Annotated in this window: 24 protein-coding genes; 12 read left to right on the plus strand and 12 right to left on the minus strand. The window is 73.1% G+C overall.

The features are described 5' to 3' along the window. The first annotated feature begins 2 nt into the window (after positions 1-2). On the plus strand, positions 3-665 hold the full coding sequence (locus OO62_RS31870; RefSeq protein ID WP_033271147.1) for a TetR/AcrR family transcriptional regulator: 663 nt from the start codon (positions 3-5) through the stop codon (positions 663-665). A 110-nt stretch (positions 666-775) separates the two neighbouring features. Continuing rightward, positions 776-2,296 (plus strand): MFS transporter, encoded by a 1,521-nt coding sequence (locus tag OO62_RS31875; RefSeq protein ID WP_033271148.1) that lies wholly within the window; start codon positions 776-778, stop codon positions 2,294-2,296. A 131-nt stretch (positions 2,297-2,427) separates the two neighbouring features. Here the strand turns inward: OO62_RS31875 and OO62_RS31880 are convergent, their stop codons facing one another. Continuing rightward, positions 2,428-2,925 (minus strand): MarR family winged helix-turn-helix transcriptional regulator, encoded by a 498-nt coding sequence (locus OO62_RS31880; RefSeq protein ID WP_033271149.1) that lies wholly within the window; start codon positions 2,923-2,925, stop codon positions 2,428-2,430. A 157-nt stretch (positions 2,926-3,082) separates the two neighbouring features. Between OO62_RS31880 and OO62_RS31885 the strand changes: the two genes are divergently transcribed. Beyond that, positions 3,083-3,859, plus strand: coding sequence for a dioxygenase family protein (locus OO62_RS31885; RefSeq protein ID WP_033271150.1), 777 nt, complete (start codon positions 3,083-3,085; stop codon positions 3,857-3,859). 53 nt (positions 3,860-3,912) lie between these two features. Here the strand turns inward: OO62_RS31885 and OO62_RS31890 are convergent, their stop codons facing one another. The 3 genes from OO62_RS31890 to OO62_RS31900 form a co-directional block, all read right to left on the minus strand. After that, positions 3,913-4,962 (minus strand): questin oxidase family protein, encoded by a 1,050-nt coding sequence (locus tag OO62_RS31890; RefSeq protein WP_033271151.1) that lies wholly within the window; start codon positions 4,960-4,962, stop codon positions 3,913-3,915. A 211-nt stretch (positions 4,963-5,173) separates the two neighbouring features. Further along, complete coding sequence (locus OO62_RS31895) at positions 5,174-5,704, minus strand: hypothetical protein (RefSeq protein WP_033271152.1); 531 nt, start codon at positions 5,702-5,704, stop codon at positions 5,174-5,176. A gap of 91 nt (positions 5,705-5,795) precedes the next feature. Beyond that, positions 5,796-6,368 carry a GNAT family N-acetyltransferase gene (locus OO62_RS31900; protein WP_033271153.1) on the minus strand — a complete coding sequence of 191 codons (573 nt, stop codon included), beginning with the start codon at positions 6,366-6,368 and terminating at the stop codon, positions 5,796-5,798. A gap of 226 nt (positions 6,369-6,594) precedes the next feature. Between OO62_RS31900 and OO62_RS31905 the strand changes: the two genes are divergently transcribed. The 6 genes from OO62_RS31905 to OO62_RS31930 all read left to right on the plus strand — a co-directional run bounded on the left by OO62_RS31905 (position 6,595) and on the right by OO62_RS31930 (position 13,699). After that, positions 6,595-7,596 (plus strand): sigma-70 family RNA polymerase sigma factor, encoded by a 1,002-nt coding sequence (locus tag OO62_RS31905; protein ID WP_033271154.1) that lies wholly within the window; start codon positions 6,595-6,597, stop codon positions 7,594-7,596. A gap of 314 nt (positions 7,597-7,910) precedes the next feature. Beyond that, the gene (locus OO62_RS31910) at positions 7,911-8,690 is read left to right on the plus strand and encodes a DeoR/GlpR family DNA-binding transcription regulator (protein ID WP_033271155.1); all 780 of its coding nucleotides are present in this window, start codon (positions 7,911-7,913) and stop codon (positions 8,688-8,690) included. Next, positions 8,687-9,634, plus strand: a complete 948-nt coding sequence (gene pfkB / locus OO62_RS31915; RefSeq protein WP_033271156.1) for a 1-phosphofructokinase — start codon at positions 8,687-8,689, stop codon at positions 9,632-9,634. The genes OO62_RS31910 and pfkB overlap by 4 nt, the downstream gene beginning before the upstream one ends. Before the next feature lie 123 nt (positions 9,635-9,757). Then, entirely contained in the window at positions 9,758-11,890 is a 2,133-nt protein-coding gene (locus tag OO62_RS31920; RefSeq protein WP_033271157.1) for a PTS fructose transporter subunit IIABC, read from the plus strand. Positions 11,891-12,084: 194 nt separating this feature from the next. Further along, a complete protein-coding gene (locus OO62_RS31925) occupies positions 12,085-12,654 on the plus strand; it encodes a hypothetical protein (RefSeq protein ID WP_033271158.1) in 570 nt (189 codons plus the stop codon). Between the two features lie 157 nt (positions 12,655-12,811). Continuing rightward, on the plus strand, positions 12,812-13,699 hold the full coding sequence (locus tag OO62_RS31930) for an NAD(P)-dependent oxidoreductase (RefSeq protein WP_033271159.1): 888 nt from the start codon (positions 12,812-12,814) through the stop codon (positions 13,697-13,699). A gap of 22 nt (positions 13,700-13,721) precedes the next feature. Here OO62_RS31930 and OO62_RS31935 read toward each other — a convergent pair whose 3' ends face one another. The 3 genes from OO62_RS31935 to OO62_RS31945 form a co-directional block, all read right to left on the minus strand. Continuing rightward, a complete protein-coding gene (locus OO62_RS31935) occupies positions 13,722-13,913 on the minus strand; it encodes a DUF397 domain-containing protein (protein ID WP_033271160.1) in 192 nt (63 codons plus the stop codon). Positions 13,914-14,052: 139 nt separating this feature from the next. Continuing rightward, positions 14,053-15,384 carry a L,D-transpeptidase gene (locus OO62_RS31940; RefSeq protein WP_078617465.1) on the minus strand — a complete coding sequence of 444 codons (1,332 nt, stop codon included), beginning with the start codon at positions 15,382-15,384 and terminating at the stop codon, positions 14,053-14,055. 81 nt (positions 15,385-15,465) lie between these two features. After that, on the minus strand, positions 15,466-16,698 hold the full coding sequence (locus OO62_RS31945; protein ID WP_199838878.1) for a CaiB/BaiF CoA transferase family protein: 1,233 nt from the start codon (positions 16,696-16,698) through the stop codon (positions 15,466-15,468). Between the two features lie 289 nt (positions 16,699-16,987). Between OO62_RS31945 and OO62_RS31950 the strand changes: the two genes are divergently transcribed. After that, complete coding sequence (locus OO62_RS31950; RefSeq protein WP_033271161.1) at positions 16,988-17,338, plus strand: hypothetical protein; 351 nt, start codon at positions 16,988-16,990, stop codon at positions 17,336-17,338. On the opposite strand, the gene OO62_RS31955 is transcribed toward OO62_RS31950, so the two are convergent. After that, a complete protein-coding gene (locus OO62_RS31955; protein WP_033271162.1) occupies positions 17,339-17,821 on the minus strand; it encodes a YIP1 family protein in 483 nt (160 codons plus the stop codon). Positions 17,822-18,133: 312 nt separating this feature from the next. Here OO62_RS31955 and OO62_RS31960 point away from each other — a divergent pair, with 312 nt between their 5' ends. Further along, entirely contained in the window at positions 18,134-18,850 is a 717-nt protein-coding gene (locus tag OO62_RS31960) for a VIT1/CCC1 transporter family protein (protein WP_033271163.1), read from the plus strand. Between the two features lie 21 nt (positions 18,851-18,871). On the opposite strand, the gene OO62_RS31965 is transcribed toward OO62_RS31960, so the two are convergent. The 4 genes from OO62_RS31965 to OO62_RS31980 form a co-directional block, all read right to left on the minus strand. Beyond that, on the minus strand, positions 18,872-19,999 hold the full coding sequence (locus OO62_RS31965; protein ID WP_033271164.1) for a P1 family peptidase: 1,128 nt from the start codon (positions 19,997-19,999) through the stop codon (positions 18,872-18,874). Then, positions 19,992-20,825, minus strand: a complete 834-nt coding sequence (locus tag OO62_RS31970; RefSeq protein ID WP_033271165.1) for a L,D-transpeptidase family protein — start codon at positions 20,823-20,825, stop codon at positions 19,992-19,994. Before OO62_RS31970 ends, OO62_RS31965 begins: the two co-directional genes overlap by 8 nt. Positions 20,826-21,268: 443 nt before the next feature. Further along, the gene (locus tag OO62_RS31975) at positions 21,269-22,426 is read right to left on the minus strand and encodes a low temperature requirement protein A (protein WP_033271166.1); all 1,158 of its coding nucleotides are present in this window, start codon (positions 22,424-22,426) and stop codon (positions 21,269-21,271) included. Between the two features lie 105 nt (positions 22,427-22,531). Further along, a complete protein-coding gene (locus OO62_RS31980) occupies positions 22,532-23,563 on the minus strand; it encodes a methyltransferase (protein WP_033271167.1) in 1,032 nt (343 codons plus the stop codon). Positions 23,564-23,753: 190 nt separating this feature from the next. Here OO62_RS31980 and OO62_RS31985 point away from each other — a divergent pair, with 190 nt between their 5' ends. Continuing rightward, complete coding sequence (locus tag OO62_RS31985) at positions 23,754-25,067, plus strand: amidohydrolase (protein WP_033271168.1); 1,314 nt, start codon at positions 23,754-23,756, stop codon at positions 25,065-25,067. Positions 25,068-25,145 lie beyond the last annotated feature (78 nt).

Genomic DNA, 25,145 nt, shown 5'->3' on the forward strand with positions numbered 1-25,145 from the left:
GTATGACCGACGTCGCCACGTGCGTGAAGTCCCGGAAGCAGGGGCAGCCGCACCGTCTGCGGGCCGATGCCCTGCGCAACCGCGAACGGATCATCGCGGCCGCCCGCGAGACGGTGGTCGAGTTCGGGGCCGAGGCCCCGCTCGATGAAATCGCTCGACGTGCGGGGGTCGGCAATGCGACGCTCTACCGTCACTTCGCGGATCGCCCGGAGTTGATCCACCACGTCACGCTCTCCGTCATGTCCCGTACCGCGGACCGTGCGGAGAGTGCCCTTGCCGAGGAGTCCGATGCTTTCCAGGCGCTGAGGCGCTTCGTCCACGACGCGGTGGCGGAACGGATCGGGGCCCTGTGTCCGCTGCTCTCCGACGGTATCGACCGTGACCACCCCGATCTGCTCGCGGCGCGCGAACGCCTGGAGGCGGCCGTCGAGGCCGTCATGGGCGCCGCGCGCGACAGCGGCCAGCTGCGCACCGACGTCGCCGTCGGTGACCTGATGGTCGCGATCACCCAGCTCACCCGGCCGTTGCCGAGTAGCGGGTGCCAGGACTTCGACCGCTTCGTGCACCGGCATCTGCAGCTGTTCCTGGACGGTCTGCAGGCGCCGGCGCGCTCCGAACTGCCCGGTTCCGCAGCCACCTTGGACGACCTGAGGCGCCGCTCGTAACCGACCACCGGGGCGGCGCGCCGGCACCGGCCGGGCGCCCGCCCCGACGCTCCACCCGCACCACCCGTCCCGTTCTTCGCTCTTTTACGCACCACTAGGTGGATCCCGCCATGCCTGAAACCGCCGTACCCGTCGATCCCCGGCGCTGGAAAGCGCTGATATTCATCGCCCTCGCCCAGCTGATGGTCGTCCTCGACGCGACCATCGTGAACATCGCGCTGCCCTCCGCCCAGCGGGACCTCGGCATCACCGACGCCAACCGGCAGTGGGTGATCACCGCCTACGCGCTGGCCTTCGGCGGTCTGCTGCTCTTCGGCGGCCGGGTGGCCGACCTGTTCGGACGCAAGCGGGCCTTCGTCATCGGGCTGGTCGGCTTCGCCGTGGCCTCCGCGCTCGGCGGCGCCGCGGCCAACGAGGGCGTGCTGCTGGGCGCCCGGGCGCTGCAGGGTGTCTTCGGTGCGCTGCTGGCACCGTCCGCGCTGTCCCTGCTGGCGGTGACCTTCACCGAGGCCAAGGAGCGCGCCAAGGCGTTCGGCATCTTCGGTGCGATCGCCGGTGGCGGTGGCGCCGTGGGCCTGATCCTGGGCGGCGTACTGACCGAGTACATGAACTGGCGCTGGACGTTCTTCGTCAACATCCCGTTCGCCGTGGTGGCCGCGACCGGCGCGCTGCTGGTCATCCGGGAGCCCGCGGGCAGCCGCAACCCCGCCCGGCTGGACGTCCCCGGCGTCATCCTGGCCACCCTCGGCCTGGTCTCGCTGGTCTACGGCTTCACCCGCGCCGAGTCCGACGGCTGGCTGGCCGGCCCGACGCTCGGCCTGTTCGCCGCGGCGGCCGTGCTGCTGCTGGCGTTCGTGCTGGTCGAGTCCAAGGTGAAGGCCCCGCTGCTGCCGCTGCGGGTGGTCATGGACCGGAACCGCGCGGGCATCTACGCCTCGCTGGGCCTGGCCGTGATCGGCATGTTCGGTCTCTTCCTCTTCCTGACCTACTACCTGCAGATCGTGAAGGGCTACACCCCGGTGACGACCGGCCTGGCCTTCCTCCCGATGATCGTCGGCATGATCACCGGCTCGACGCAGATCGGTGCCCGGCTGATGACCCGCGTCCGGCCGCGGCTGCTGATGGCGCCCGGTTTCACGGTCGCCGCGCTCGGCATGCTGGTGCTGACCCAGATCGACCTGGACACGTCCTACCCCGCGCTGATCCTGCCCGGCTTCCTGCTGATGGGCCTCGGGATGGGTACGGCGTTCATGCCGGCCATGTCGCTGGCCACGCACGGCGTCCAGCCGCGCGACGCCGGTGTCGCCTCGGCGATGGTCAACACCTCGCAGCAGGTGGGCGGTGCGATCGGTACGGCGCTGCTGAACACCATCGCGGCCAGCGCCACCACCGCGTACGCCACCTCGCACGCGGCCGGCGCGCGCTCGGCTGACCTGCTCAAGCTCCAGGCGATGGTGCACGGCTACTCCACCGCCATCTGGTGGGCGGTCGGCATCCTGGCGCTGGCCGGGGCGATCGCCTTCACCCTCATCACCACCGGGCGGCCCGGCGGCGGTTCGCGGGCGGCCTCCTCGGAGGACGCCCCGGCCGCGGCCGGGGACGAGGTCCAGATCCCGGTGCTGGCGCACTGAGCCGGAGGAGGCCGGGCGGACTCTTACCGGACTCCTACCTCACTTACCTCACGTGCCTCACTCGTGAGCGCACCGGCCGGACCGGTTCGCTCACCCCCCAGGCGCCGGCCTCTCCCGGCTCCGCCGATGCGTCAGCGGAGCCAGGGGAGGTCGGCGCCTTGCGGTTGCAGTCCCTCGGTCATCACCTGGCAGATCTCGGCGAGGTGGCCGACCTGTTCCGGGGTCAGGCGGTCGAAGATCGCGGCGCGTACCGCCGCCACGTGCCCCGGTGCGGCCTTCTCCAGTACCCGCATGCCCTCGTCGGTGAGATAGGCGTTCTGGCCCCGCTTGTCGGAGGGGCAGTTCTCCCGGCGCACCCAGCCGCTCCTCTCCAGGCGGGCGATGGCGTGCGAGAGCCGGGAGCGGGTGATCTTGGCGTTCTGGGCCAGCTCGGTCATCCGCATCCGTCGCCGCGGCGCACGGGAGAGCTGGACGAGCAGGCCGTAATAGACGTGCGGCATCCCGGCGTCGCGCTGCAGCTGACGGTCGAGGTGGTCCTCCAGCAGCGTGGTGGCGTGGAGATAGCACTGCCAGGCGAACTGCTCCTCGTCGGTGAGCCAGCGTGGCTCTACTGCGGGTTCGGTGCTCATACCAACCACTCTCTCACCGCTCCGAGAGTTATTTAAGTTTTAACAACGTCGCGTTAGACTGGATCCGTAACGCTTGAACATTCAAGTACTGCGGTTGCGGTGGCTGAATGTTTTCGGTGTACCGACTACCGCCCAGTGTGCCGCCGTGGAGTATGCGATGTCCCTCATGCCGACGCTGTTTCTCAGCCACGGCGCCCCACCGCTGGCCGATGACCCGTGGTGGCCGGGCGAACTGGCCGCCTGGTCCGCGGGGCTGCCGCGCCCGACGGCCGTACTGATCGTCTCCGCGCACTGGGAGGAGGCGCCGCTCGCGCTCGGCGCCACCGGGACGGTGCCGCTCGTTTACGACTTCTGGGGCTTTCCGGAGCGCTACTACCGGGTGCGTTACCCGGCCCCCGGCGCCCCGCAGCTCGCCGAGCGGATCCGGCGGACGCTGCGTACGGCGGACACGCCCGTGGCGGACCTGCCCGACCGGGGGCTCGACCACGGTGCCTACGTCCCGCTCGTCGAGATGTACCCGGACGCCGACGTGCCCGTGCTCCAGCTGTCGATGCCGACCCTCGAACCGCGCCGGCTCCTCGAGGTCGGCCGGCGGCTCGCACCGCTGCGCGAGGAGGGCGTGCTGATCGTCGGCAGCGGCTTCTTCACCCACAACCTGGCGGCGCTGCGGCACGCCGACGGCGGGACGCCCGCCTGGTCGGCGGAGTTCGACGACTGGGGCCGGCAGGCGCTGGCGGCGCAGGACGTCGACGCCCTGCTCGACTTCGCGCACCGGGCCCCGGCCGGCAGGCTGGCCCACCCGCGGACCGAACACTTCGCGCCACTGTTCGTGACGCTGGGGGCCGCGGACGCCCACGGGCAGCTCGACAGCGGGCGGAGCGTGATTGACGGATTCTGGATGGGGCTGTCGAAGCGGTCGGTGCAGTACGGCTGAGCGGTGGGACGGGCGGGCCGCCGATCGGCCGGACCGCCCACCGCACCGCCCGCTCAGTCCTCGGTGTCGATCAGCCGTACGGCGTTCAGGGCCGCCGACAGGGCGCGGGTGTCGCCGTCCTCGGCGGCCGCCGCCACGTCCAGGGCGGTGTCCGCGAACTTGATCGCGTGCTCGTTGCCGTTGGCGACCGCCCGCTCGAAGACCTCTTCCGGGGCGAGCCCGGCGGCGTCCGGGGCCGGTCGCGGCGCGTCGGCGGCGTAGACGGCGGTGATCGCCGAGGCCGCCGCCCAGGCCACCGCGTAGGAGTCCGCCCACAGGGCCCGGGGCAGCGCGGGCAGGGTGCGCAGTACCGCGTTCGGCGCGGTGGCGGCGTGCACCAGCATGATGCCGTTCCCGTGCCCGTGGCCGGCGTAGGTGAGGGTGGCGGCCCGTACGAGCGCCGTCAGGCCCTCGCGTGCCGCGTCCGGGTCCCGGGGGACGTGCAGCGACTCGGTGGTGCTCAACCAGCCGGGTGTGCCGGGCAGTTGGGCGTAGCCGTCCACCGGTGTCACCCGCTGGTCGGCGACGCGGGGGAGGGCGGCCAGGGCCTCGGCCGGGGTGGCGCGGCCGGTGGGGCGCACGGTGGCGGGCAGCGGCAGGTGGCGGGCCGCCCAGTAGCCGAGGGCGTGCGCCAACTCCGCGCGGCGCGGGCCCTGTTCGCCCTCCGTCAGCAGGCTGCGTACGGCGTGGCCCACGCGGATGACGGGATGGGTGGCGGCGCCGGCGATACCGGGCAGCAGCCGTGGCCACCACGTGGCGAGCACCGCACGCCAGGGCTGTTCGGCGAGCCGGTCGGTGAAGTACCGGGTCCAGTCGGTGACCCGGCGCGGGTCACCCAGCGCCGCCTGCCAGTTGGCGTCGGTGATGCGGTCCCGGGCGCTCGGTACGTCCTCCAGCTTGCGCGCGTAGGCGTCGAGCCAGCGGTGGACGGTGTGCTGCCGGCCGTTGCGGACCAGGGCTTCGACGGCCATCGGGCCGTGGTTGCTCAGGAAGCCCCGGAACTCGGGGCCGGAGGAGTGCAGGCGCTGCAGGGCTTCGTCGAGGGTGCCGCTCGTCGTGTCCATGGCCCGAGGCTAGGTTCGCCGGCCGGGCCGCGTAACGGGCTTCCGTCCTAGGCCGTTGGTACCGCCCGGGGCTGAGCCGTGGCCGGAAGTATGGGCCGGCGGGGGCCGGCCGCTGTGCGCCGTGTGCCGGACGCCGGACGACGCGACGCCGTACCCCGGGTGAGCGCGCGGGCCGCCGGGGCGGGGTCGGCGAGGCTCGGGAGCGGACGGCTCAGTGGGTGGGCATGGGGAGGTGCCGGCTGCGGTGTTCCTTGTGCGGGCGGTGCTCGCCGTGCGGCTCGCGGACGCGGTGGCCGCGGAAGATGTACAGGGCCGTGACGAACATGGCCGCGCCCATCCCGAGGCCGAAGCCGACCGACTTGAGGACCGACTCGCCGCCGAGGCTGTAGTTCCAGCCCACCGCGCAGCCGAAGAGCGCGCCGTAGGCGAGTGCCCGGGTCTCGGTGAGCATGGACGACTGGAAATGCGCCACCACGAGGCCCAGGGCGCCGGTGACCACGGCCGCGGCCAGCCCGTAGAGGACGGCTTGGCCGCCCTTGATGCCGCCGCTGTGGGCGCGGAAGATCGTGAAGCAGCCGAAGGCGAGGGCCGTGATGATCGGGAGCGACACGGTCGCCGGGACACGGTCGGCCAGGGCCGCCAGTCGTGAGGGCTGCTCGGCGGGCCGGGCGCGGGTCGCGCCGTGCTCGGTCTCTACGGTGCCGTGTGAGCGGGCGGCCCGGTGGTGAGCGTGCTGGTCCATGACGGGCTCCTCTCGCTTGCCCTTCCGTCCAGGCGACACCCGGGGGCCGCCCCCGTCAACCGGAGCGGCCGGCCGCCGGTCCGGGCCGGGGCTAGCGCAGGTCCTTCTGGTACCAGGCCACGTCCCAGTAGCGGCCGAACTTGCGGCCCACCTCCGTGAACGTGCCGATGTGCCGGAAGCCGAAACGGGTGTGCAGGCGGGTGGACGCCTCGTTGGGCTGGGTGATTCCGGCGTAGGCGCGGTGCACGTCCTCGGCGGCCAGCGCCGCGAAGAGGGCCTCGTAGAGCAGTGTGCCGACGCCCCGGCCGGCGGCGTGCGGGGCGCAGTACACGGTGACCTCGACGGACGGGGCGTACGCCGCCTTCGGACGGAACGCGCTGCTGGTGGCGTATCCCAGCAGTGCCGGGGTAGTCGACCCGACGGGCTTCGCTGACCCGTTGTGCGGGTTTTTCGCCCGTTTCGTTGCCTCCTGCGCAACCAGAAGGCGGTGCGGACCGTCTTGGGGGTGGGAGAGCAGCCACGGGCGGCGCCGCTCGGCGGTGAAGGGCTCCGTGTCAAAGGTGATGCAAGTCTCACGGATGTAGTGATTGTAAAGATCGGTAAGGGCCTGGAGATCCTGCTCCGTGCCCGCCCTGACCTGCACTTCCCCGGGTTCTACCGGCATTCGGCCCCCTTGGTAGGGCGGCAGGGTACTGCATGATCAGAAAAATAGCGGTGCCGGGTGGGAATTCTGTCCGGATTCCAGCCGTTGTTTCCTTCGGACGGGCCACTCGGCGAGCATCCCAGTCGGTGCACCACCAACCGGCCCGCCCCACCGTCCCGCGACCTTCCCCGAGCTCTCGGCTTCGCTCGAGCAGGGGAGACCCCAACATCGCAAAGGGAGCACACGCATGGCAACCCGTGCCGTCGCCCGTCGTCAGGAGAGCACCACCGCTTCCGACGGGGGCCACAGTGTTCGCGCCGTAGGCGGGGAGATCGCCGACCGCGACCTGGTCGGCATGTACCTCGACGAGATCGCGCGTACGCCCCTGCTCGACGCCGCCAAGGAGGTCGAGCTGTCCCAGACCATCGAAGCCGGTGTCTACGCCCAGCAGATCCTCGACGGTGAGGTCACCGACGGCAATGCCGCCGGTGCCACCCGTGAGGAGCTGGAGGCGCTGATCGAGGAGGGGGCCAAGGCCAAGGACGTCTTCATCCGCTCCAACCTCCGGCTGGTCGTCGCCGTGGCGCGCCGCTACCCGCGTGCCGGGCTGCCCCTGCTGGACCTGATCCAGGAGGGCAACGCCGGCCTGGTCCGCGCCGTGGAGAAGTTCGACTACGCCAAGGGCTTCAAGTTCTCCACGTACGCGACGTGGTGGATCCGCCAGGCCATCACCCGCTCCATCGCCGACCAGTCGCGCACGATCCGGCTGCCCGTGCACCTCGTCGAGGAGCTGGGGCGGATCCGCCGGGTGCAGCGCGAGTTCAACCGCGAGAACGGCCGCGACCCGGAGCCCGAGGAGGTCGCCGGCGAGCTGGGCTCCACGCCCGCCCGTGTCACCGACGTGCTGGACTGGGCGCGCGACCCGGTCAGCCTCAACATGTCGGTGGACGACGACGGCGACACCCAGTTCGGTGACCTGCTGGAGGACACCTCCGCCGCGTCCCCCGAGCAGTCGGTGCTCACGCTGCTGCGCAGCGAGGAGCTGGAGGACCTGATCGACCGCCTCGACCACCGCACGGCCTCGATCATCAAGGCCCGCTACGGCATCGAGGACGGCCGCGAGCGCACGCTGACCGAGGTCGGCAAGCAGCACGGCCTGACCCGCGAGCGGATCCGGCAGATAGAGAAGCACGCGCTGCTGGAGCTGAAGCGGATGGCGCACGACACGGGCTTCGACGCGGCGGCGTAAGCCGCCCCCGTCGGTCCCGTGCGCCCCTCCCGTGCGGCGGGGTGAGCCCCGGGCCCGGCGCCCGCTGTGCCTGCCCTCTGCCCCTCTCCCTGCCCCTGTCCAGCCGTCCGGCAAGAACGAGCCCCGGTGCCCTTCGCGGCGTCGGGGCTCCTGTATGCGCGGAGGCCGCGGTTTCGGGGCGGCCCCGGGGCGGCCCCGGGCCTTCCATGTCCGTTTGGGTCTGACGTTGGCCCGAATCTGTTTACTTCTCGGAAATCGAGTCGTAGCCTGGTGGTGAAACCACAGGTTCGGGCATGGAACGGACACAGACACAGATGTACGCACCGGAGCGCCAGCAGGAGATTCTGCGGCTCGCCCGTGAAGGCGGGCGGGTCGACGTGCTCTCCCTCGCGGAGGAGTTCCAGGTCACCGCCGAGACCGTACGGCGCGATCTGAAGGCGCTGGGCCGGGCCGGCCTGGTGCGCCGGGTGCACGGTGGCGCCATCCCCGCCGGCCGGCTGGACTTCGAGCCGGACCTCGCCGAACGGGACGCCGTCGCCGCCGACGAGAAGCAGCGCATCGCGCGGGCCGCGCTCGCCGAGCTGCCGGGCGGCGACAACGGCGGCACCCACGGCAGCGTGATCCTGGACGCCGGTACCACCGCCGCCCGGCTCGCCGCCGAGATCCCGCTGGAGGCCGAGCTCACCGTCGTCACCCACGGGCTGCCGGTCGCCGCGCGGCTGGCGGACCACCCCGGGCTCACCCTCCACCTCGTGGGCGGGCGGATCCGGCACCGCACCCGGGCCGCGGTCGATGACTGGGCGCTGCGCGCCTACCGCGAGATCAACGCCGATGTGCTGTTCCTGGCGACCAACGGCTTCTCCGCCGACGGCGGCCTGACCACCCCCGACCTCGCGGAGGCCGCCGTCAAGCGGGCCCTGATCCGCGCCGCCCGCCGGGTGGTCCTCCTCGCCGACTCCGCCAAGTTCGGGCAGCAGCACTTCGCCCGCTTCGGCGAGCTGTCGGACGTGGACCTGCTCATCACCGACACCGGGCTCAGCCCCGACGACGCCCTCGCCATCGAGCGCGCAGGCACGGAAGTAGTACGCGCATGATCCTCACCGTCACCCCCAACCCGAGCCTGGACCGTACGTACGAGATCCCGGCGCTGGACCGCGGCGCCGTGCTCCGGGCCACCGCCGACCGGATCGACCCCGGCGGCAAGGGCGTCAACGTCTCGCGGGCGCTGGCCGCCGCCGGGCACCGCACCCTCGCCGTACTCCCGCTGGGCGGCCCCGCGGGCGCCGCGCTCGCCGGGCTGCTGGGCGCCGAGGGCATCGAGGTGGCGGGCGTGCCGGTGGCCGAACAGACACGCTCCAACATCTCCGTCGCCGAACCCGACGGCACCCTCACCAAGATCAACGCGCCCGGTCCCGAGCTGACCGGCGAGGAGGCCGAGGCGCTGCTGCGGAAGGTCGGCGAGCGCTGGGCGGGCGCCGACTGGATCGCCTGCTGCGGCAGCCTGCCGCGCGGTCTGACACCCGAGTGGTACGCCGAGCTGGTCGCCCGGGCCCACCGCGCCGGGGCCCGGATCGCCCTGGACACCTCCGGACCGTCGCTGACCGCCGCGCTGGCCGAACGCCCGGACGTCGTCAAGCCGAACGCCGAGGAGCTGGCACAGGCCGTCGGCCGTCCGCTGGCGACCCTGGGCGACGCGGTCAAGGCGGCCGAGGAGCTGCGGTCCTGCGGCGCCCGCGCCGTCCTGGCGTCCCTCGGGGCGGACGGCCAGCTCCTGGTCGACGAGACCGGCAGCTACTTCGGCAGCGCCCCGGTCGCCGCCGTCCGCAGCAACGTCGGCGCCGGCGACGCCTCACTCGCCGGCTTCCTCGCGGCGGGCGGCACCGGCGTGGCCGCGCTGGCCGCCGCGGTGGCGCACGGCGCGGCCGCCGTCCAGCTGCCGGGAAGCGCGATGCCCACCCCGGCGGACCTGGACCCGGCGGCCGTGCGGACCACGGACCAGGTGCCGTGCGACCGCGAACTGAGCGAGCCCGTGCCATGACCACCACGCACCGGGCCGGCTCCCGCGGCGCCCGCCGCGCCCCCGGTCTGCCCTCCGCCCCCTGTCACCCCCCGTTCCGTCCCCGCCGCCACCCCGGCGGCACCGCGCGCAAGGGAGCCCGCGATGAGTGAGCTGATCACCGCGGAACTGGTCGACCTCGACCTGTCCGCCGAAACGAAGGACGCCGCCGCCCGCTCGCTGGCCGAGCGGATGGCCGCCTCCGGCCGGGTCACCGACCTGGAGGGCTTCCTCGCGGACGTGGCCGCCCGCGAGGCGCAGATGCCGACCGGGCTGGACGGCGGGATCGGGATCCCGCACTGCCGCAGTACGCATGTCACCGAGCCGACGCTGGCCTTCGGGCGCAGCGCCTCGGGCATCGACTTCGGCGCGCCGGACGGCCCGGCCGACCTGATCTTCCTGATCGCGGCCCCGGCGGGCGGCGACGCGGACCATCTGTCGATCCTGTCGACGCTCGCCCGGCACCTGATGGACGGGGAGTTCACCGGTGCACTGCGGTCCGCCACCGAGCCGGGCCGCGCGGCGTCGCTGATCCGCGGGGACGCACCGGAGGCGGCGGAGGCCGGCGCGGCCGACACGACCGGTGCCGACGCGACCGGCGCTGACGAGGCCGGCGCGGGGGAGGCGGCCGAGGAGCCCACGACGGCTGCCGCGGAGGCCACGCCCCCGGCCGCCCCGGAGCCCTCCACCCCGGCCGCCGCCGAGCCCACGGCGGCCGCCGCCGAGCCCACGCCCCCGGAACCCGCCGCGCAGCCCGCCGTCCCCTTCCGTATCGTCGCCATCACCTCCTGCCCCACCGGCATCGCGCACACCTACATGGCCGCCGAGTCGCTGGAGAAGGCCGGAACCGCCGCCGGCGTCGAGGTGTTCGTCGAGACGCAGGGCTCGGCCGGGTTCAAGCGGCTCGACCCGCAGCTCGTCGCGGACGCGGACGGCGTGATCTTCGCGCATGACGTCGAGGTACGGGACAAGGAGCGCTTCGCCGGGAAGCCGATCGTCGACGTCGGCGTCAAGGCGGGCATCAACCGCCCCGCCGAACTCATCGCCGAGGTGCGCCAGAAGGCCGCCCGCGGCGAGGTGAGCGCCCCCGCGCGGCCCACCGCCCCGATGGACAAGGGCGCCGGCGCGACCGACAGCTACGCCACCCGGCTGCGCAAGTGGCTGATGACCGGCGTCAGTTACATGGTCCCGTTCGTCGCCGCGGGCGGTCTGCTCATCGCGCTCGCCTTCGCCATCGGCGGCTACACGATCAACAAGGCGCCGTCCGTCGCCGACCACTTCGTCTGGACCGAGGCCACCAGCTGGGCGGCCCTGCTCTTCCAGATAGGCGGCGTGGCCTTCGGCTTCCTCGTCCCCGTGCTGGCCGGCTTCATCGCGTACGGCATGGCGGACCGGCCCGGTCTCGTGCCCGGCTTCGTCGGCGGTGCCATCGCCCTCACCATCAACGCCGGCTTCCTCGGCGGTCTGATCGCCGGCCTCATCGCCGGCGCGGTGGTGATGGCGATCCAACGGGTCACCATCCCGCCGGTGCTGCGCGGCATCATGCCGGTGGTGGTGATCCCGCTGATCTCCTCGGTGATCGTCGGGTTCTTGATGTTCCTGGTGGTCGGCAAGCCGGTCGCGGCCCTGCAGAAGGGCCTGACCGACTGGCTGTCCGGCCTCTCCGGTGCCAACGCGATCATCCTCGGCGCGATCCTGGGCCTGATGATGTGCTTCGACCTCGGCGGCCCGCTGAACAAGGTCGCCTACGCCTTCGCGGTCGGCGGCCTCGCCAACCCCAACGAGGGCAGCCTGAAGGTCATGGCCGCCGTGATGGCGGCCGGCATGGTCCCGCCGCTGGCGATGGCGCTGGCCACCACCGTCCGCGGCCGGCTCTTCACCAAGGCCGAGCGGGAGAACGGCAAGGCGGCCTGGGTGCTCGGCGCCTCCTTCATCACCGAGGGCGCGATCCCCTTCGCCGCCGCCGACCCGCTGCGCGTCATCCCCTCGGCGATGGCCGGCGGCGCGGTCACCGGCGCCCTGTCGATGGCCTTCGGCTGCACCCTGCGCGCCCCGCACGGCGGCATCTTCGTCGTCCCGCTGATCGGCCAGCCGCTGCTGTACCTGCTCGCCATCGCCATCGGCACCTGCGTCAGCACCGCCCTGGTCATCCTCCTCAAGGGACTGCGGGGGGCCTCCGCCGGCAGCCCGGCGGACACCTCGGCCTCCGACGCCTCCGGGGTGACGGTCGCCGCCTGATCCCTCCCGGACGCGTCCCCGCGCCTTCACGGCCCCCACCGGCAGAACGGCCCGGTGGGGGCCGTTGACCTGCTAAGAGCTGCCGAAGGGGCTGTTACCCGCCTGTTAGTGGATCCTTAGCGGGCGCGGCCAGAGTCGTGGATGCCCACGCCGAAGGGCACCCTTCACCACTCGCCAGCCCGGGGGAACGTCCCATGCCGCTCGCCACCGCCACCCTCCGCCGCACCCGCCGTCTCGCGGCCGCCTCGTTGCTGGCCGCCGCCGCGCTCTCGCTGACCGCCTGCCGGAGCGGGGGCGACCCGGCACCGGCCGCGTCCTCCTCCTCGGCCGGCGACCCGACCGCTGCGGACGGCGGCGCGAAGGGCGGCTCCGGCAGCGCACCGGGCAAGGGGGTCTCGCGTACGGGCGCCGGGAAGACGGCGGCGTCCGGCGGAGGTGGCCAGGGCGGCGCCTCCGCCGGGAACAAGGGCGTCGGCGGCACCTGGGTCGGCACGCTGAAGTGGCTCACCGAGGACAAGCTCACGGTGGCGCCCAAGGACGGTATGGAGCAGGCGTTCCACCTGACCGACAGCACCAAGGCGCTCGGTGCGGCGGCGCTCTGCGAGGCGCCCGACGGCCGGGTCCACACGGACGGCTCCGGCTACGGCACCACCTCCTGCAGCCTGGCCGACCTGCGCAAGGCTGCCCGCCTCGGTTCCGTCGACGTCCGGGTCACGGTGGTGAACGGCGCGGCCACGAAGGTCGCCGAGCACTACCACCCGTGAGCCCCGGCCCGTAGGCCACCGGCACGTACCTGAAGGTGCGTACGCACCTTTTAGTGCGTACTTGTCCGGTGCCGGGCCCCCGCCAAGACTGAGGAAGCGGCCGCCGGCACGAAGCCCGGCGGCCGCTTCATGACGTGACGAGACGGGGAGTTGACCGGTGGCGACGGTGGAGAAGACGACGCGGGACGTGGCGGTACTCGGACTGGGGAGCATGGGCCGGGCACTGGCCGGGGCGCTGCTGGCGGCCGGACACCGGGTGACGGTGTGGAACAGGACGCCCGGCAGGGCGGCGGAACTCCTGGCGCGGGGCGCGCGGGACGCCGCGTCGGTGGCCGAGGCGGTCGCCGCGAGCGAGGTGGTCCTCGTCTGCATCCTCGACTACGCCGATGTCGTCCCCTTGTTGGAGCAGGGCGGAGGGCGCGCGGCCTGGCAGGGGCGGACGGTGGTCAATGTGACCAACGGGTCGCCCGAGGAGGCCCGTGCGATGGCGGAGCGGGTGACCGGGCTGGGGGCCGCCTATCTGGACGGCGGCATCATGGCGGTCCCGGAGATCATCGCGAGCCCGCAGGCGTTCGTGCTCTACAGCGGGGCGCCGGACGCCTTCGAGGCGCACCGGGAACTGCTCGACTCCTTCGCCCGCAGCGTCTATCTGGGGGCGGAGCCGGGCCGTGCGGCGCTCCACGACCTGGCGCTGCTGAGCGGGATGTACGGCATGTTCGGCGGCTTCGCGCACGCGGCCGCGCTGGTGCGGTCGGCGGGCGGCTCGGTGGCGGAGTTCACCACGACGCTGCTGGTGCCGTGGCTGACGGCGATGGCCGACGCACTGCCCCCGATGGCGGCGCAGGTCGACGCCGGCGATTACGCGGTCACCGGCTCCCCGCTCGCCATGCAGGTGGCCCACGACGGCATCGGCGACGTCAGCCGCGCGCAGGGCGTCAGCCCGGAACTCTTCACGCCGGTCTTCGAGCTGATGCGGCGCCGGGTGGCGGACGGCCACGGGAGCGAGGGGTTCGCGGGCGTGGTGGAGCTGCTGGCCCGGCGCTGAGCAGCCGCCACGGTCGGCCGGCTCAGTCGGCCGTGGTCGCGGCGATGAAGAGCGACCAGGCCGCGGCGGGGAACGTGAGCCGGGCGGTACCGCCGGGCTGCCGGGAGTCCCTGAGGTGCACGCGGGCGCGGTCCGGCTCGAAGGCCGCCTCCAGGCACGCCCGGTCGCCCTCGTCGCAATAGCTGGACCGGTGCCACCGCAGACCCTCGTCCATGCTCCCGCCTCCCCCTGGATCCGGCCATCCGCCTCGACGGTCCCGCGCCCCGGCGCGGGCCGTCAAGGCGGGCGGACGAAAGACGGCGGTGGCCGGCCCCCGGAGGGACCGGCCACCGCCGTGGTGTGTACCGGGCGCGTCAGACCGCGCTGCCCGCCTTCCAGTCCGACCAGGACAGGTTCCAGCCGTTGAGGCCGTTGTCCGGCTGGACCATCTTGTCGTGCGAGTTCTTCACGATGACGACGTCGCCGACCAGCGACTCGTTGAAGAACCACTTGCCCGGGGTGTCGCCCCCGCCGCCCTTGTTGTCCCGCAGGCCGACGCAGCCGTGGCTGGTGCCGGAGTTGCCGAACACGGACGAGGAGCCCCAGTAGTTGCCGTGGATGAAGGTGCCGGAGGACGACAGCCGCATGGCGTGCGGGACGTCCTTGATGTCGTACTCGCCGCCGAAGCCGACCGTCGAGCCGTCCATCCGGGTCTGCTCGAACTTCTCCGAGATCACCATCTGACCGTTGTAGGTCGGGTGCTGCGGGCTGCCGCCGGAGATCGGGATGGTCTTGTAGGTCTTGCCGTCCCGCTTGATCGTCATCTGCTGGGTGTTCATGTCGACGGTGGAGACCTGCGAGCGCCCGATGGTGAACGACACCGTCTTGGACTGCACGCCGGTGATCCCCTGGCCGCCCTTCACGCCGTCAAGGTCGATCTTCATGGTGACCTTGGAGCCGGCCTTCCAGTAGTCCTCCGGCCGGAAGTCCAGGCGCTGGGAGCCGAACCAGTGGCCGACGACCTCCTGGCCGCTGCTGGAGGACACCTTGATGTGGGACTGGACGTCCTTCTTGTTGCTGATGACCTTGTCGAAGTTGAAGGACACCGGCATGCCGACGCCGACGGTCTTGCCGTCGTCGGGGGTGTAGCTGCCGATGAAGCTGTTGGCCGAGGAAACCGTGGTGAAGGTGGCGTTCTCGGTGGCCGAACGGCCCTTGGCGTCCTTGGCATTCGCCACGAGCTTGTACTTGGTGCCGCGCTCCAGCTGGACGCCGGGCTTCCAGGACGAGCCGTCGGCCGATATGGCGCCGGCGATCACCTTGCCGGAGTCGGCGGCGGTCAGCTTCACATCGGTCAACTTGCCGCCGGTGACCTTCACCCCGGTGTCGTTGATGCTGGCGTCGGTGGCGCCGTCCTTCGACGAGACCTGGATCTTGGCGTCCGACGCGTCCTTCTTGGCCGCGGCGTCCGCGCCCGCCTGGCCGTTCTTGCCGTCGTCGTTCCCACCCGCCGAGGCATCGCCACCGCAGGCGGTCAGGGCCAGCGCACCCGCCGCGAACAGGGCGGTCACAGCCAGCGTGCGGCGCATTCGGCGGGTGCGCCGCGGCGCGCCCGGCACCGTCTGTTCGGCCGGCTGGAGAAGCTGGTGCGGGGTGCGGGACCGAGCGGGCGCGGTGTTGTCCGGCGATGTCACGAGCTGCTCCATACAAGGGTGTTGTGATTCCGTGCTGGTAAACAGCACCTACGGGCGGATTTGGTTGCGGGTATGGCGATGTTGTGACCAAGGTCACATTCGCGAAGGTAGCGGATGGTCGTCCGGCCCCGCCAGCCAGGTTCGCAGCGGGATGCCGTCCTCGTCCAGGCGGGGTGGTGCGAAGGGTTGGGTCACCGGCGTCCCCGAGAGGCGGAGCGGGCTGGCGACTTGGGGGGTCCGGCCCTCGCCGACGGGGGTCACCGGATCGAGCCCGAGCCGCGCCGCCAACTCCAGCGCCTCCGAGAGCGTGTTGACCGGCCCGCAGGGGACGGACGCCGCGGACAGCCGTTCCGTCCAGCCCTGCGGGGTGTCGGCGGCCAGCCGGTTTTCCAGTGCTTTGATGAGATCCGTACGGTTTTGCACCCGGTCATGATTGCGGGCGAACCGGGCATCCTCCGCGAGCTCCGGAGCCCCCAGTGCCCCCGCCAGCGCCCGGAATTGGCGGTCGTTGCCCACCGCCACCGCGAGCAGCTGCCCGCCACGGCAGGCCAGCGTCTCGTACGGCGCGATGCTCGGATGGCGGTTGCCCATCGGTTCCGGATCGCGGCCGGTGGCCAGATGGCCGGACGCCTGATTCACCAGCGAACCCAGCAGGGATGAGAGCAGATTCACCTCCACCAGCTGTCCCCGGCCGGTGCGCTGACGGTGGTGCAGGGCGGCCAGGATCCCGGTGGCGGCGTCCTTCGCGGTCAGGACGTCCACCAGTGCCACGCCCGCCTTGAGCGGGGTGCCGCCGGGTTCGCCGGTGATGCTCATCAGCCCGCCGACGGCCTGGACGACGAAGTCGTAGCCGGGCAGCCGGGCACCCGGCCCCGAGCCGAAACCGGTGATCGTGCAGTGCACCAGGCCCGGGTTGGCGGCCCGGGTGGCGGCGTGGTCCAGGCCGTACTTGGCGAGCGAGCCCGGCCGGAAGTTCTCGATCAGCACGTCGGCCCGGCGGGCCAGTTCGCGGGCCGCCGCCGCGTCGTCCGGATCGCCGAGGTCCAGGGCCAGCCCGCGCTTGGAGCGGTTCGCGGCGTCGAAGTACGCGGCCGTCCCGTCGGCCGTGAACGGCGGGCCCCAGGCCCGGGTGTCGTCGCCGGCGCCCGGGCGCTCCACCTTGATCACGTCGGCGCCGAGGTCGGCGAGGGTGGCGGCGGCCAGCGGTCCGGCCAGGACGCGGCTGAAGTCGGCGACGAGGATGCCGTCCAGGGCGCGGGCGGGTGGAGCGGCGGGCGGTGGGGCGTCGGCGGGCGTCCGGGGGTCTCGGCCGTGCGGCTGCGGCACGTGCGTACTCCTCACGTCGCGGGCGGTGTGCCGTCATGGTCGGCGACGATCTTCACCGGGGGAAGGCTCCGGCATGTCCAACGGGGCGGGCCGTACCCTGCCGGGACGGCGACCCGGTCGCACTCGCCGCCGGGGCGGTCGGCCGACCTTGATCAGGTGCCGGGAATGTGGCGAAATGTCATAGGAGATGTGTCACTTCGGGACTTAAGTCCCAAGATCCCCTGTCGTCACTGCCGAGGTGTGGTGTCTACTGGCTTCACCCAGCGCCTCATTCGTCCGGGAGGACCGCATGCTCCCCTCCGCATCGATTCTGCAGCAGATCGGCTTCGGCGTGCTGTTCGCGGTCGCCGTCGTGTGGGCCGTCGCGATGACGAGACTGCTGCGGCGCGGACGGTACGAGGCGGCGATGCGCCGCGACCGGCGGGAGATGCGGGAGCGCTACGGGCTGCGCGGCCCCGGCGGACTGCCCTCCGCCGCTCCGGGCCTCCCCCTGGCGGGCGGACCCTCGTCGCCGGAGCTGCTCGGGTCGGTGCCGCGGCAGACCGGGCCGGCCGGTCCGCCCGCGGAGTGTGTGGAACTGAGCGCCGCGGAGCGCGCGGCGTTCGAGGGCCTCGTACGGCAGCTCACCAGCCGCAGCTGATCAGCGGACCGGGCCCAGCTTCAACAGGGCCAGCGCGGCCAGCATCTGCACCGACACCGCCGCCGCGGACTTCCGCGTCGGCAGGTGGTGCTGGCCGCGTATGAGCAGCACCGCGAGGACGTAGCCGAACCCCCACGTCGTCCAGGTCGCGGCCTGCACGAAGGTGGCGCCGGTCGGCAGCCAGGCGGCTATCGCCATCCGCGGCAGATCCGTCACCCAGAACACCACGATGAACAGGCTCGCGGTCGGCGCGAAGCGGCCGGTGCCGCCGAGGGTGCGGGCGATCGCATGGGTGACCGCGCCCAGCACGATGCTGGCGGCCAGTACACATGCCTCGGCGATCCCGGCGAGCTGAAGCGCCGCCGTGCGGTCGGCCGCCCACTGGCCGCGGAACGCGTCCATCGACACCACGCCGATGCCGCCGCTGATCAGCGACAGCAGCACCGCCGCGCTCCAGGCGCCGCGGTCCCGGGCCTCGTCCATGACCTCCACCGGCCGGTACCACAGCCCCAATATCAGCTGGTGCCACCACAGTCGGCGCCGTGGCGGGGGAGTGCGGGGGGTGCGGGGGGCCGGCTGGACGAGCGTGGGCGGTGGGGGCTTCGGAGGCCGGGAGGGGGGTGGTGCGGACATACGGCCGTTTCTACCACCGGCCGATCACCGCCGGTGCAGGGACGTCGAGCGGGGGTACCACCCGGCGGACCGGCAACGGCCCCAGGACGCACGCGGGGTGAGCGGTCCGGCCCACCGTCGCGCCGGATGTGCCGGGCCGGGTCCGGATGAGACGCTCCTTCGATGACCTTGCAGACACCGGAGCACGACGAGGCGCACGGCGGCGGGCTCGGCAGCCGCCTCAACTGGCTGCGTGCCGCCGTCCTCGGCGCCAACGACGGCATCGTCTCCACCGCCGGACTCGTCGTCGGCGTCGCCGGGGCGACCGACAGCCGCGGCGCGCTGTTGACGGCGGGGCTGGCGGGCCTGCTGGCCGGGTCCCTGTCGATGGCGGCCGGGGAATACGTGTCGGTCTCCACCCAGCGGGACTCGGAGAAGGCCGCCCTGGCCCAGGAGAAGCGGGAACTGGCCACCGAGCCGCAGGCCGAACTCGTCGAGCTGACGCAGCTGTTGCGGGGCAAGGGCCTGGAGGAGCAGCTCGCCCGGGAGGTCGCCGAGCAGCTGACCGCGCACGACGCGCTGCGCGCCCACGCCGAGGTCGAGCTGGGCATCGACCCCGACGAACTCACCAACCCGTGGCACGCGGCCGGCGCCAGCTTCCTCGCCTTCACGGTCGGGGCGCTGCTCCCGCTGCTGGCGATCGTGCTGCCGCCCGCCGGGCAGCGGCTGTGGATCACCGTGCTGGCGGTGCTGGTGGCGCTGGCGCTGTGCGGATGGAGCAGCGCCCGGCTGGGGGCCGCGCCGGTGGGCCGGGCGGTGCTGCGGAACGTGGGCGGCGGGGTGGTGGCGATGGCCGTCACCTACGCCGCGGGGTCGCTGCTGGGAGCCGTAGGGGTCTGACCGGCCCCGACTGACGGCGGCTCAGCCGGCGGCCGCGCCGTACAGCTCCCGGTACGACGGGAAGAGGCCGCCCGGGCCGTCGACCGTTTCCGCGGTCAGCACGGCCCGTACCACCGCGCGGGTCAGCACGTCCGCGCCGGCCGCCAGGATCTCGTTCAGGGCGCCGGCCTCGGCGTGCACGCCGAAGGCGGGGTCCGCGGCCGGTCCCTCGGAGGTGAGCGGGCGGGCGCCGGTGGACAGGGCGAAGACCGTGTCGCCGTCGGAGAGCAGATGGACCGGGCGCAGCGCGCGGGCCAGCCCGTCGTGGGCGGTGCCGGCGAGCTTGTGGGCCCGGGCGCGGGTGAGCGCGGCGTCGGTGGCGACCACGGCGAGGGTCGTGTTCAGCGGCGGGTGGACGGAGCCGGCCGCGCGGGCCCGGGAGGTCTCCCCGGCCTCGGCCAGCCGGCGCTGCGCGGCGGCGTGCACCTCCGCGGGGGGCGGTGTGCCGAGCCCCTGCCACATCCGGCCGTACAGCACGCCGGTGCGGGGGTCGGCCGGCGAGCCCGCGGCGTTGACGGCGGCGAGCGCGGCGACGGTGACGCCGGAGGGCAGCACCGCGCTCGCGGTGCCGATGCCGCCCTTGAAGCCGCCGGCCACCGCTCCGGTGCCGGCGCCGGTGTTGCCCTCGCCGACCGGGGCGCCCGGGGCGGAGGCCGCGGCGGCCTCGACGGCGGCGCGGCCCAGCGCGGCGTCCGGGCGGGCCCGCCAGTCGCCGCCGCGACCCAGGTCGAACAGCGCGGCAGCCGGGACGACGGGCACCACCTGCGCGGGGTCGGGCCCCACCCGGAAGCCGCGGCCCGCGTCCTCCAGCCAGCCGACGACACCGGACGCCGCGTCAAGCCCGAAGGCACTGCCGCCGGTCAGCACCACCGCCTCGATCCGCTGAACGAGATTGCGGGGGTCCAGCGCGTCGGTCTCCCGGGTGCCGGGGCCGCCACCGCGCACATCGACGGCCGCAATCGCGCCGCCCTCGGGGGCGAGGACGACCGTGGTGCCGGTCAGCCGGCCGTGCCCGGTCCGCTGCGCATGGCCGACCCGCAGGCCCGGGACGTCGGTCAGGGCGTCCCGCGGCCCCGCGGGGTGCGGCCAGGCGTCGGCCCGCTCAGTAATCGGCCGGTCCCATCACGACGACCGGGTGCAGGTCGGGGTCGAGGGTGCGCAGCAGCTGCCGCATCACCTTCGGCTTGAGGCTCACACAGCCCTGGGTGGGGCCGTCGTGGTCGACGTGCAGCCAGACGCCGCCGCCCTTGGCGTCGCCCCAGGGGCGCCGCGGGTCCAGCGGGGAGGAGCCGGCCTCCCGGTTGTAGTTGATGGCGATGACGTAGTCGAAGGCGCCGGCCAGCGGCTCGCCCTCCACGCCGGTGCCGTCGGCGACGAAGCTCTTGTTGTGGTCGTAGGGGAGTTTGGTGCCGTCGGGCGCGGGCAGCCGGCCGCCGGCGTCGGTGAGGGAGTAGATACCGATGGGGGAGCGCAGGTCGCCGTAGTGGTGGTCGTCGGTCCAGCCGTGGGCGGCGTTGTGCGCGGACCAGGTGGGGCCCGGCTCCCAGTCGTCCGAGTCCTCCTCCCGGGTGTACAGGACGACCCGGGACTCGAAGGAGTCCATGTCCTCGCCCGTCACGACCAGGACCTGCCGGCTGTCGGCAGGTATGCGGTTGCGGACCTCGTCGCTGAGGCCGGGGATCGGCCGGTCGGTGACCGGACCGCGTGCGGCGTTCGGGGCGGATTTGGGCGCGACGGCGGGAGTCCGTGGCGTGTCCGGACCGGAAGCCGTCGCGGACGTGGTGCTCTTGGCGTCGGTCCGGATGTCGTGGTCGTCACCCGAGGCCGGCCACGCCCACAGGGCGGTACCGACCAGGGTGGAGAGGGCGAGACCACTCACGGCCTTGCTGCGCCGGGACAGTCTCGTCCGTGCGCGGGACTGGGCGTGGCGGGCCATGGCTGGCGTCTCCTCCAGGTACGGACGGCGGTCGCCCCCGGGGCTTCCCGTAGGAGTTCCCCTGTCATAAAAAGGGCAATCTGCACCCTACCGCTTCTGCGTCAGCGCGCCTCCGGTGGCCTCCGTGAACCGTGGGGAACAGGAGCACGAATAGACGAGAAGTGGGGCCCATCGGTGACCAATTGACGGCCAATCGGCGGGGAAGCGGCGGGAGAGGGGGTGGTGCGGAGCCCCCGCCGCGCTGGTGACGTGCCCTTTCCGGAGGGGCGGGAAGATGGCCGAATCTGATGCGGGATCAGAGTGGTTCGACACCCTGTACGGCCGTTCGGCACGCTTACGGGGGACCGGACGGGGCCCGGCCGGCGGTATCCGGCGGTCCGCGCCGCGACCGGCGCGGGGACGGACTCCCCGAGACGGGTGACGGCACGCCGGCCGGCCCCGCCCTACTGCTCCAGAGCGGTGCCCTGACGGGCCGTAAGAGTGACGCCCGCGGCGACCGTCGCGGCGGCCACCAGACCGGCCGCCGGCACCGCCCAGGACCCCGCGAAGGTGCACGCCAGCACCAGCACCGACGACACCGGCAGCACCAGGTGCTGCGCCGGGCCGCGCTTGTGATGGCGGGAGTGGATCAGCCACACGGTGAACATGAACAGCGCGGCCGGCACGGTCACGCAGGCGCCCGCCGCCGACGCCGACAGCTGCGCCTTGTCGAACGCCTGCGCCACCGCCACCTCGATGCCCGCCCCGACCGCGGCCGCCGAGCCGAACACCAGGTAGTGGCCGTAGCCCCACAGGAACGCCTGCCGGTTCGAGCGCAGATGCAGATGGATGGGCACGGCGAAGTAGATCCAGTACGCCGCGAACACCACCAGCAGCCCACCGCCCGCGAGCGGCAGCAGCGTCCCCAGCTCGTCGTGCTCGTCCAGCGCCGACTGCACCGCCACGGTGGCCGCCGCGATCGTCTCGCCCAGCACGATGATGGTGAACAGCCCGTACCGCTCGGCGATGTGATGCGGATGCCAGGTCGTCTGGTACGAGCGCTCGGCCAGGGCCGGCACGGCCAGCTCCATCAGCCCGACCACCACGAACACCCACAGCACATCGCCCTCGGGCAGCAGCAGCAGTCCCAGCCAGCCGACCTGGCAGACCGTCACCCCCAGGGCGTAGCCCAGCGCGGTGCGCCGCTCGGTGCCCCGGCTGCCGCGCGCGGCCCGCAGCCACTGGCTGACCATCGCCAGCCGCATCACCAGGTACCCGCACCAGACGACGGTGAAATCGCTGTCGGCGAAGGCGCGCGGCACCCCCGCCGCCAGGATCAGCACCCCCACGATCTGGACCAGCGTCACCACCCGGTACAGCGGATCGTCGGTGTCGTACGCCGACGCGAACCAGCTGAAGTTCATCCACGCCCACCAGACGGCGAAGAACAGCATCAGATAGCCGGAGATGCCGTGTCCCCAGTGCCCCTCGGTCAGCGCGTGCGCCAGCTGCCGGCCGGCCTGGGCGACCGCCACGACGAAGCACAGGTCGAAGAAGAGCTCCAGCGGGGTCGCGGTGCGGTGCTCCTCGTCGCGGCGGCGCGCCTGCATGAGGTCCGGCACATCAGCTCCTCTCGTCGGCCCGGCGGGGCCGCCCTCAGTACAACGCGGGCGGGCGGTGCCGCCGGTGAGGGAGCGCGGTGTGTCGTACGGCCGAGGGCCCGCCGGCTACTCGGCGACCGCCTCCACCACCGACGGGAACGCAGACGTCGGCAGCACCCGGGTCAGCCGGAAACCGCACGCCGACAGCAGCGTCGCGAACTCCTCCGCGGTCCGCTCCTGCCCGTCGACCACCACCATCATCGCGACGTCCAGGGTCTTGCCGAAGTGCGGCGCGTTGCCCGGCGGCAGCACCGCGTCGACGATCAGCAGCCGGCTGCCCGCCGCCGTCGCCGTACGGCAGTTCCGCAGAATGCGCCGGCAGTCCTCGTCCGACCAGTCGTGCAGCACATGCTTGAGCACATAGACGTCCCCACCCGGAGGCACGGACGCGAAGAAGTCGCCCTCCTCGGTGCGCCAGCGGCCCTTCAACTCGTCGCCGTCCAGAAGGTGGTGGGCCAGCGGCGGCGTCTGGTCGAACAGCACCCCGGTCAGCTGCGGACGGCGGCGCAGCGCGGCCCGCAGCAGACCGCCGCGGCCACCGCCGACGTCCACGACCGTGCCGGTCTCCGGAAAGGGATAGGCGTCCGCCACCGCCTCGTCCACCGGCGCGGACAGCGACGCCATCCCGTCGTCGAAGAGCCGCCGGGCGACCGGGTCCGCCATCAGGTGCTCGAAGAGCGGCGCCCCGAAGGTCCGCTCGAAGGAGGGGCCGCCGTGTTGTACGGCGTCCGGCAGTGCGGCCGAGGTCCGCAGGAACATCGCGTCGGTCATCATCAGCACCGCGGAGTGCAGCGAATCGGGCACGTCGGTACGCAGCGGTTCGGCGGCCGGCGTCAGCCGGTAGGCGCCCGAGGAGTCCTCCCGGAAGATGCCCCGGGTGGCGAGGTAGCGCAGCACCCGCCGGAGATGCGGGGCGTGGGTGCCGGTCGCGGCGGCCAGCTGCTCGGCCGTGCGCGGGCCCCCGGAGAGGTGGTCGGCGAGGCGGTGCCGGGCGGCGGTGCGCAGTGCCGCGGAGAAGAGATGGCCCATGGCCTGGTCCATCAGATGTGTGGTGATGTCGTGCGGCTCGCCGTTCGGTCGGTGGGGTGAAGTGGCCAACGTCGGCCTCCGGTCCTCGGCTCGGGCCTGCCAGCGCCACGGCTCGCAGGCGGGTTGATCCACGGTTGCAGCAGCGGGCTGCGGTGTCACGGACAGTGCTGCGGGCAACCGCCAAGTCCGGCCAGCGCGGCGGCGACCGGGTACGCCGGGAGGCTCGAAGCCCGGCCGCCGTTCATGGTCGAATGCGCGTATGAGCGACAGTGACACGACCGGACACACCGCCCCCGCGGCCGCCCCCGACTCCGCCCCCACCGCCGTCCTCGCCCCGCTCGACGACCGCCTCGACGACCTCGTGGCGCTCTACGAGGACCTCCACCGCCACCCCGAACTCGGCTTCGAGGAGACCCGCACCGCCGCCGAGGCCGCCCGCCGGCTGACCCGCAGCGGCTACGACGTCACCACCGGCATCGCCGGCACCGGCGTCGCGGGCGTCCTGCGCAACGGCCCCGGCCCGGTGGTGCTGCTGCGCGCCGACATGGACGCGCTGCCCGTCACCGAGGACTCCGGCCTGCCGTACGCCTCCACGGTCCCCGGCCGGATGCACGCCTGCGGCCACGACGTCCACGTCACCTGCCTGCTGGGCGCCGCCGACCTGCTCGCCGCCGGCCGCGCGCACTGGTCCGGCACGCTGATCGCCCTCTTCCAGCCCGCCGAGGAGGTCGGCAGCGGAGCCCGTGCGCTGATCGACGCCGGCCTCTACGACAAGGACCTGGTGCCCACGCCCGACGTGGTGCTGGCCCAGCACGTCGCCCCCTTCGGCGCCGGCCTGATCGCGTACTGCCCGGGCGCCTGCATGGCCGCCGCCGACAGCCTGCAGATCACCTTCCACGGCACCGGCGGCCACGGCTCCCGCCCCGAGACCACCACCGACCCGGTGCTCATGGCGGCGTCCTTCGTCCAGCGGGTGCAGTCCGTGGTGTCCCGCGAAGTCGCCCCCAAGGACCGGGTCGTGGTCACCGTCGGCTCCTTCCACGCCGGCGACAGCGCCAACGTCATCCCCGACCGGGCCGTCGTACGGCTCAGCGTCCGCACCTTCGACGAGACCGTACGCACCTCCGTGCTCGCCGCCATCGACCGCATGGCCCGTGCCGAGGCCGCCGCCTCCGGCGCCGACCGCGACCCCGAGACGGAGCTCCTCGACTCCTTCCCCGTCACCGTCAACGACGCCGCCACCCTCGGCTCGGTCAACGAGGAGTTCACCCGGGTCTTCGGCGAACAGCGGCTGTTCGCCTACGAGCCGGCCACCGGCAGCGAGGACGCCGGCCTCCTGGCGACCGCCGCCGGGGCGCCGCTCTACTACTGGTGGCTCGGCGGATGGGACCCGGAGGAATTCCGCACCGCCCTCGCCGCCGGCCGGCTGGCCCAGGACATCCCCTCCAACCACTCCCCGCGGTTCGTCCCGGTGCCCCGGCCGACCCTCACCATGGGCGTCCAGGCGCTGACCGCGGGGGCGCTCAACCAGCTGGGAAAGGGGACGGGGGACGCGGCGGAAACCGCCGGTTGACCTTGTCCTTGGGGGAAGGCCCAGCATCGGCAGGGCCGGGCAGACGCCCGGTACGAGGAAGAACAGCCGGCCCGGACC

Origin of the sequence: Streptomyces lydicus (assembly GCF_000717345.1) — a bacterium.
Taxonomy (GTDB): Bacteria; Actinomycetota; Actinomycetes; order Streptomycetales; family Streptomycetaceae; genus Streptomyces; species Streptomyces lydicus.

Coding starts and splice junctions, on each gene's coding strand:
- OO62_RS31950 (WP_033271161.1), top strand. CDS start 16,988: ATGCTCCCCTCCGCATCGATTCTGCAGCAGATCGGCTTCGGCGTGCTG.
- OO62_RS31910 (WP_033271155.1), top strand. CDS start 7,911: ATGTACGCACCGGAGCGCCAGCAGGAGATTCTGCGGCTCGCCCGTGAA.
- pfkB (WP_033271156.1), top strand. CDS start 8,687: ATGATCCTCACCGTCACCCCCAACCCGAGCCTGGACCGTACGTACGAG.
- OO62_RS31920 (WP_033271157.1), top strand. CDS start 9,758: ATGAGTGAGCTGATCACCGCGGAACTGGTCGACCTCGACCTGTCCGCC.
- OO62_RS31905 (WP_033271154.1), top strand. CDS start 6,595: ATGGCAACCCGTGCCGTCGCCCGTCGTCAGGAGAGCACCACCGCTTCC.
- OO62_RS31940 (WP_078617465.1), bottom strand. CDS start 15,384: ATGGAGCAGCTCGTGACATCGCCGGACAACACCGCGCCCGCTCGGTCC.
- OO62_RS31900 (WP_033271153.1), bottom strand. CDS start 6,368: ATGCCGGTAGAACCCGGGGAAGTGCAGGTCAGGGCGGGCACGGAGCAG.
- OO62_RS31885 (WP_033271150.1), top strand. CDS start 3,083: ATGTCCCTCATGCCGACGCTGTTTCTCAGCCACGGCGCCCCACCGCTG.
- OO62_RS31985 (WP_033271168.1), top strand. CDS start 23,754: ATGAGCGACAGTGACACGACCGGACACACCGCCCCCGCGGCCGCCCCC.
- OO62_RS31955 (WP_033271162.1), bottom strand. CDS start 17,821: ATGGACGAGGCCCGGGACCGCGGCGCCTGGAGCGCGGCGGTGCTGCTG.
- OO62_RS31870 (WP_033271147.1), top strand. CDS start 3: ATGACCGACGTCGCCACGTGCGTGAAGTCCCGGAAGCAGGGGCAGCCG.
- OO62_RS31925 (WP_033271158.1), top strand. CDS start 12,085: ATGCCGCTCGCCACCGCCACCCTCCGCCGCACCCGCCGTCTCGCGGCC.
- OO62_RS31880 (WP_033271149.1), bottom strand. CDS start 2,925: ATGAGCACCGAACCCGCAGTAGAGCCACGCTGGCTCACCGACGAGGAG.
- OO62_RS31960 (WP_033271163.1), top strand. CDS start 18,134: ATGACCTTGCAGACACCGGAGCACGACGAGGCGCACGGCGGCGGGCTC.
- OO62_RS31895 (WP_033271152.1), bottom strand. CDS start 5,704: ATGGACCAGCACGCTCACCACCGGGCCGCCCGCTCACACGGCACCGTA.
- OO62_RS31875 (WP_033271148.1), top strand. CDS start 776: ATGCCTGAAACCGCCGTACCCGTCGATCCCCGGCGCTGGAAAGCGCTG.
- OO62_RS31970 (WP_033271165.1), bottom strand. CDS start 20,825: ATGGCCCGCCACGCCCAGTCCCGCGCACGGACGAGACTGTCCCGGCGC.
- OO62_RS31935 (WP_033271160.1), bottom strand. CDS start 13,913: ATGGACGAGGGTCTGCGGTGGCACCGGTCCAGCTATTGCGACGAGGGC.
- OO62_RS31890 (WP_033271151.1), bottom strand. CDS start 4,962: ATGGACACGACGAGCGGCACCCTCGACGAAGCCCTGCAGCGCCTGCAC.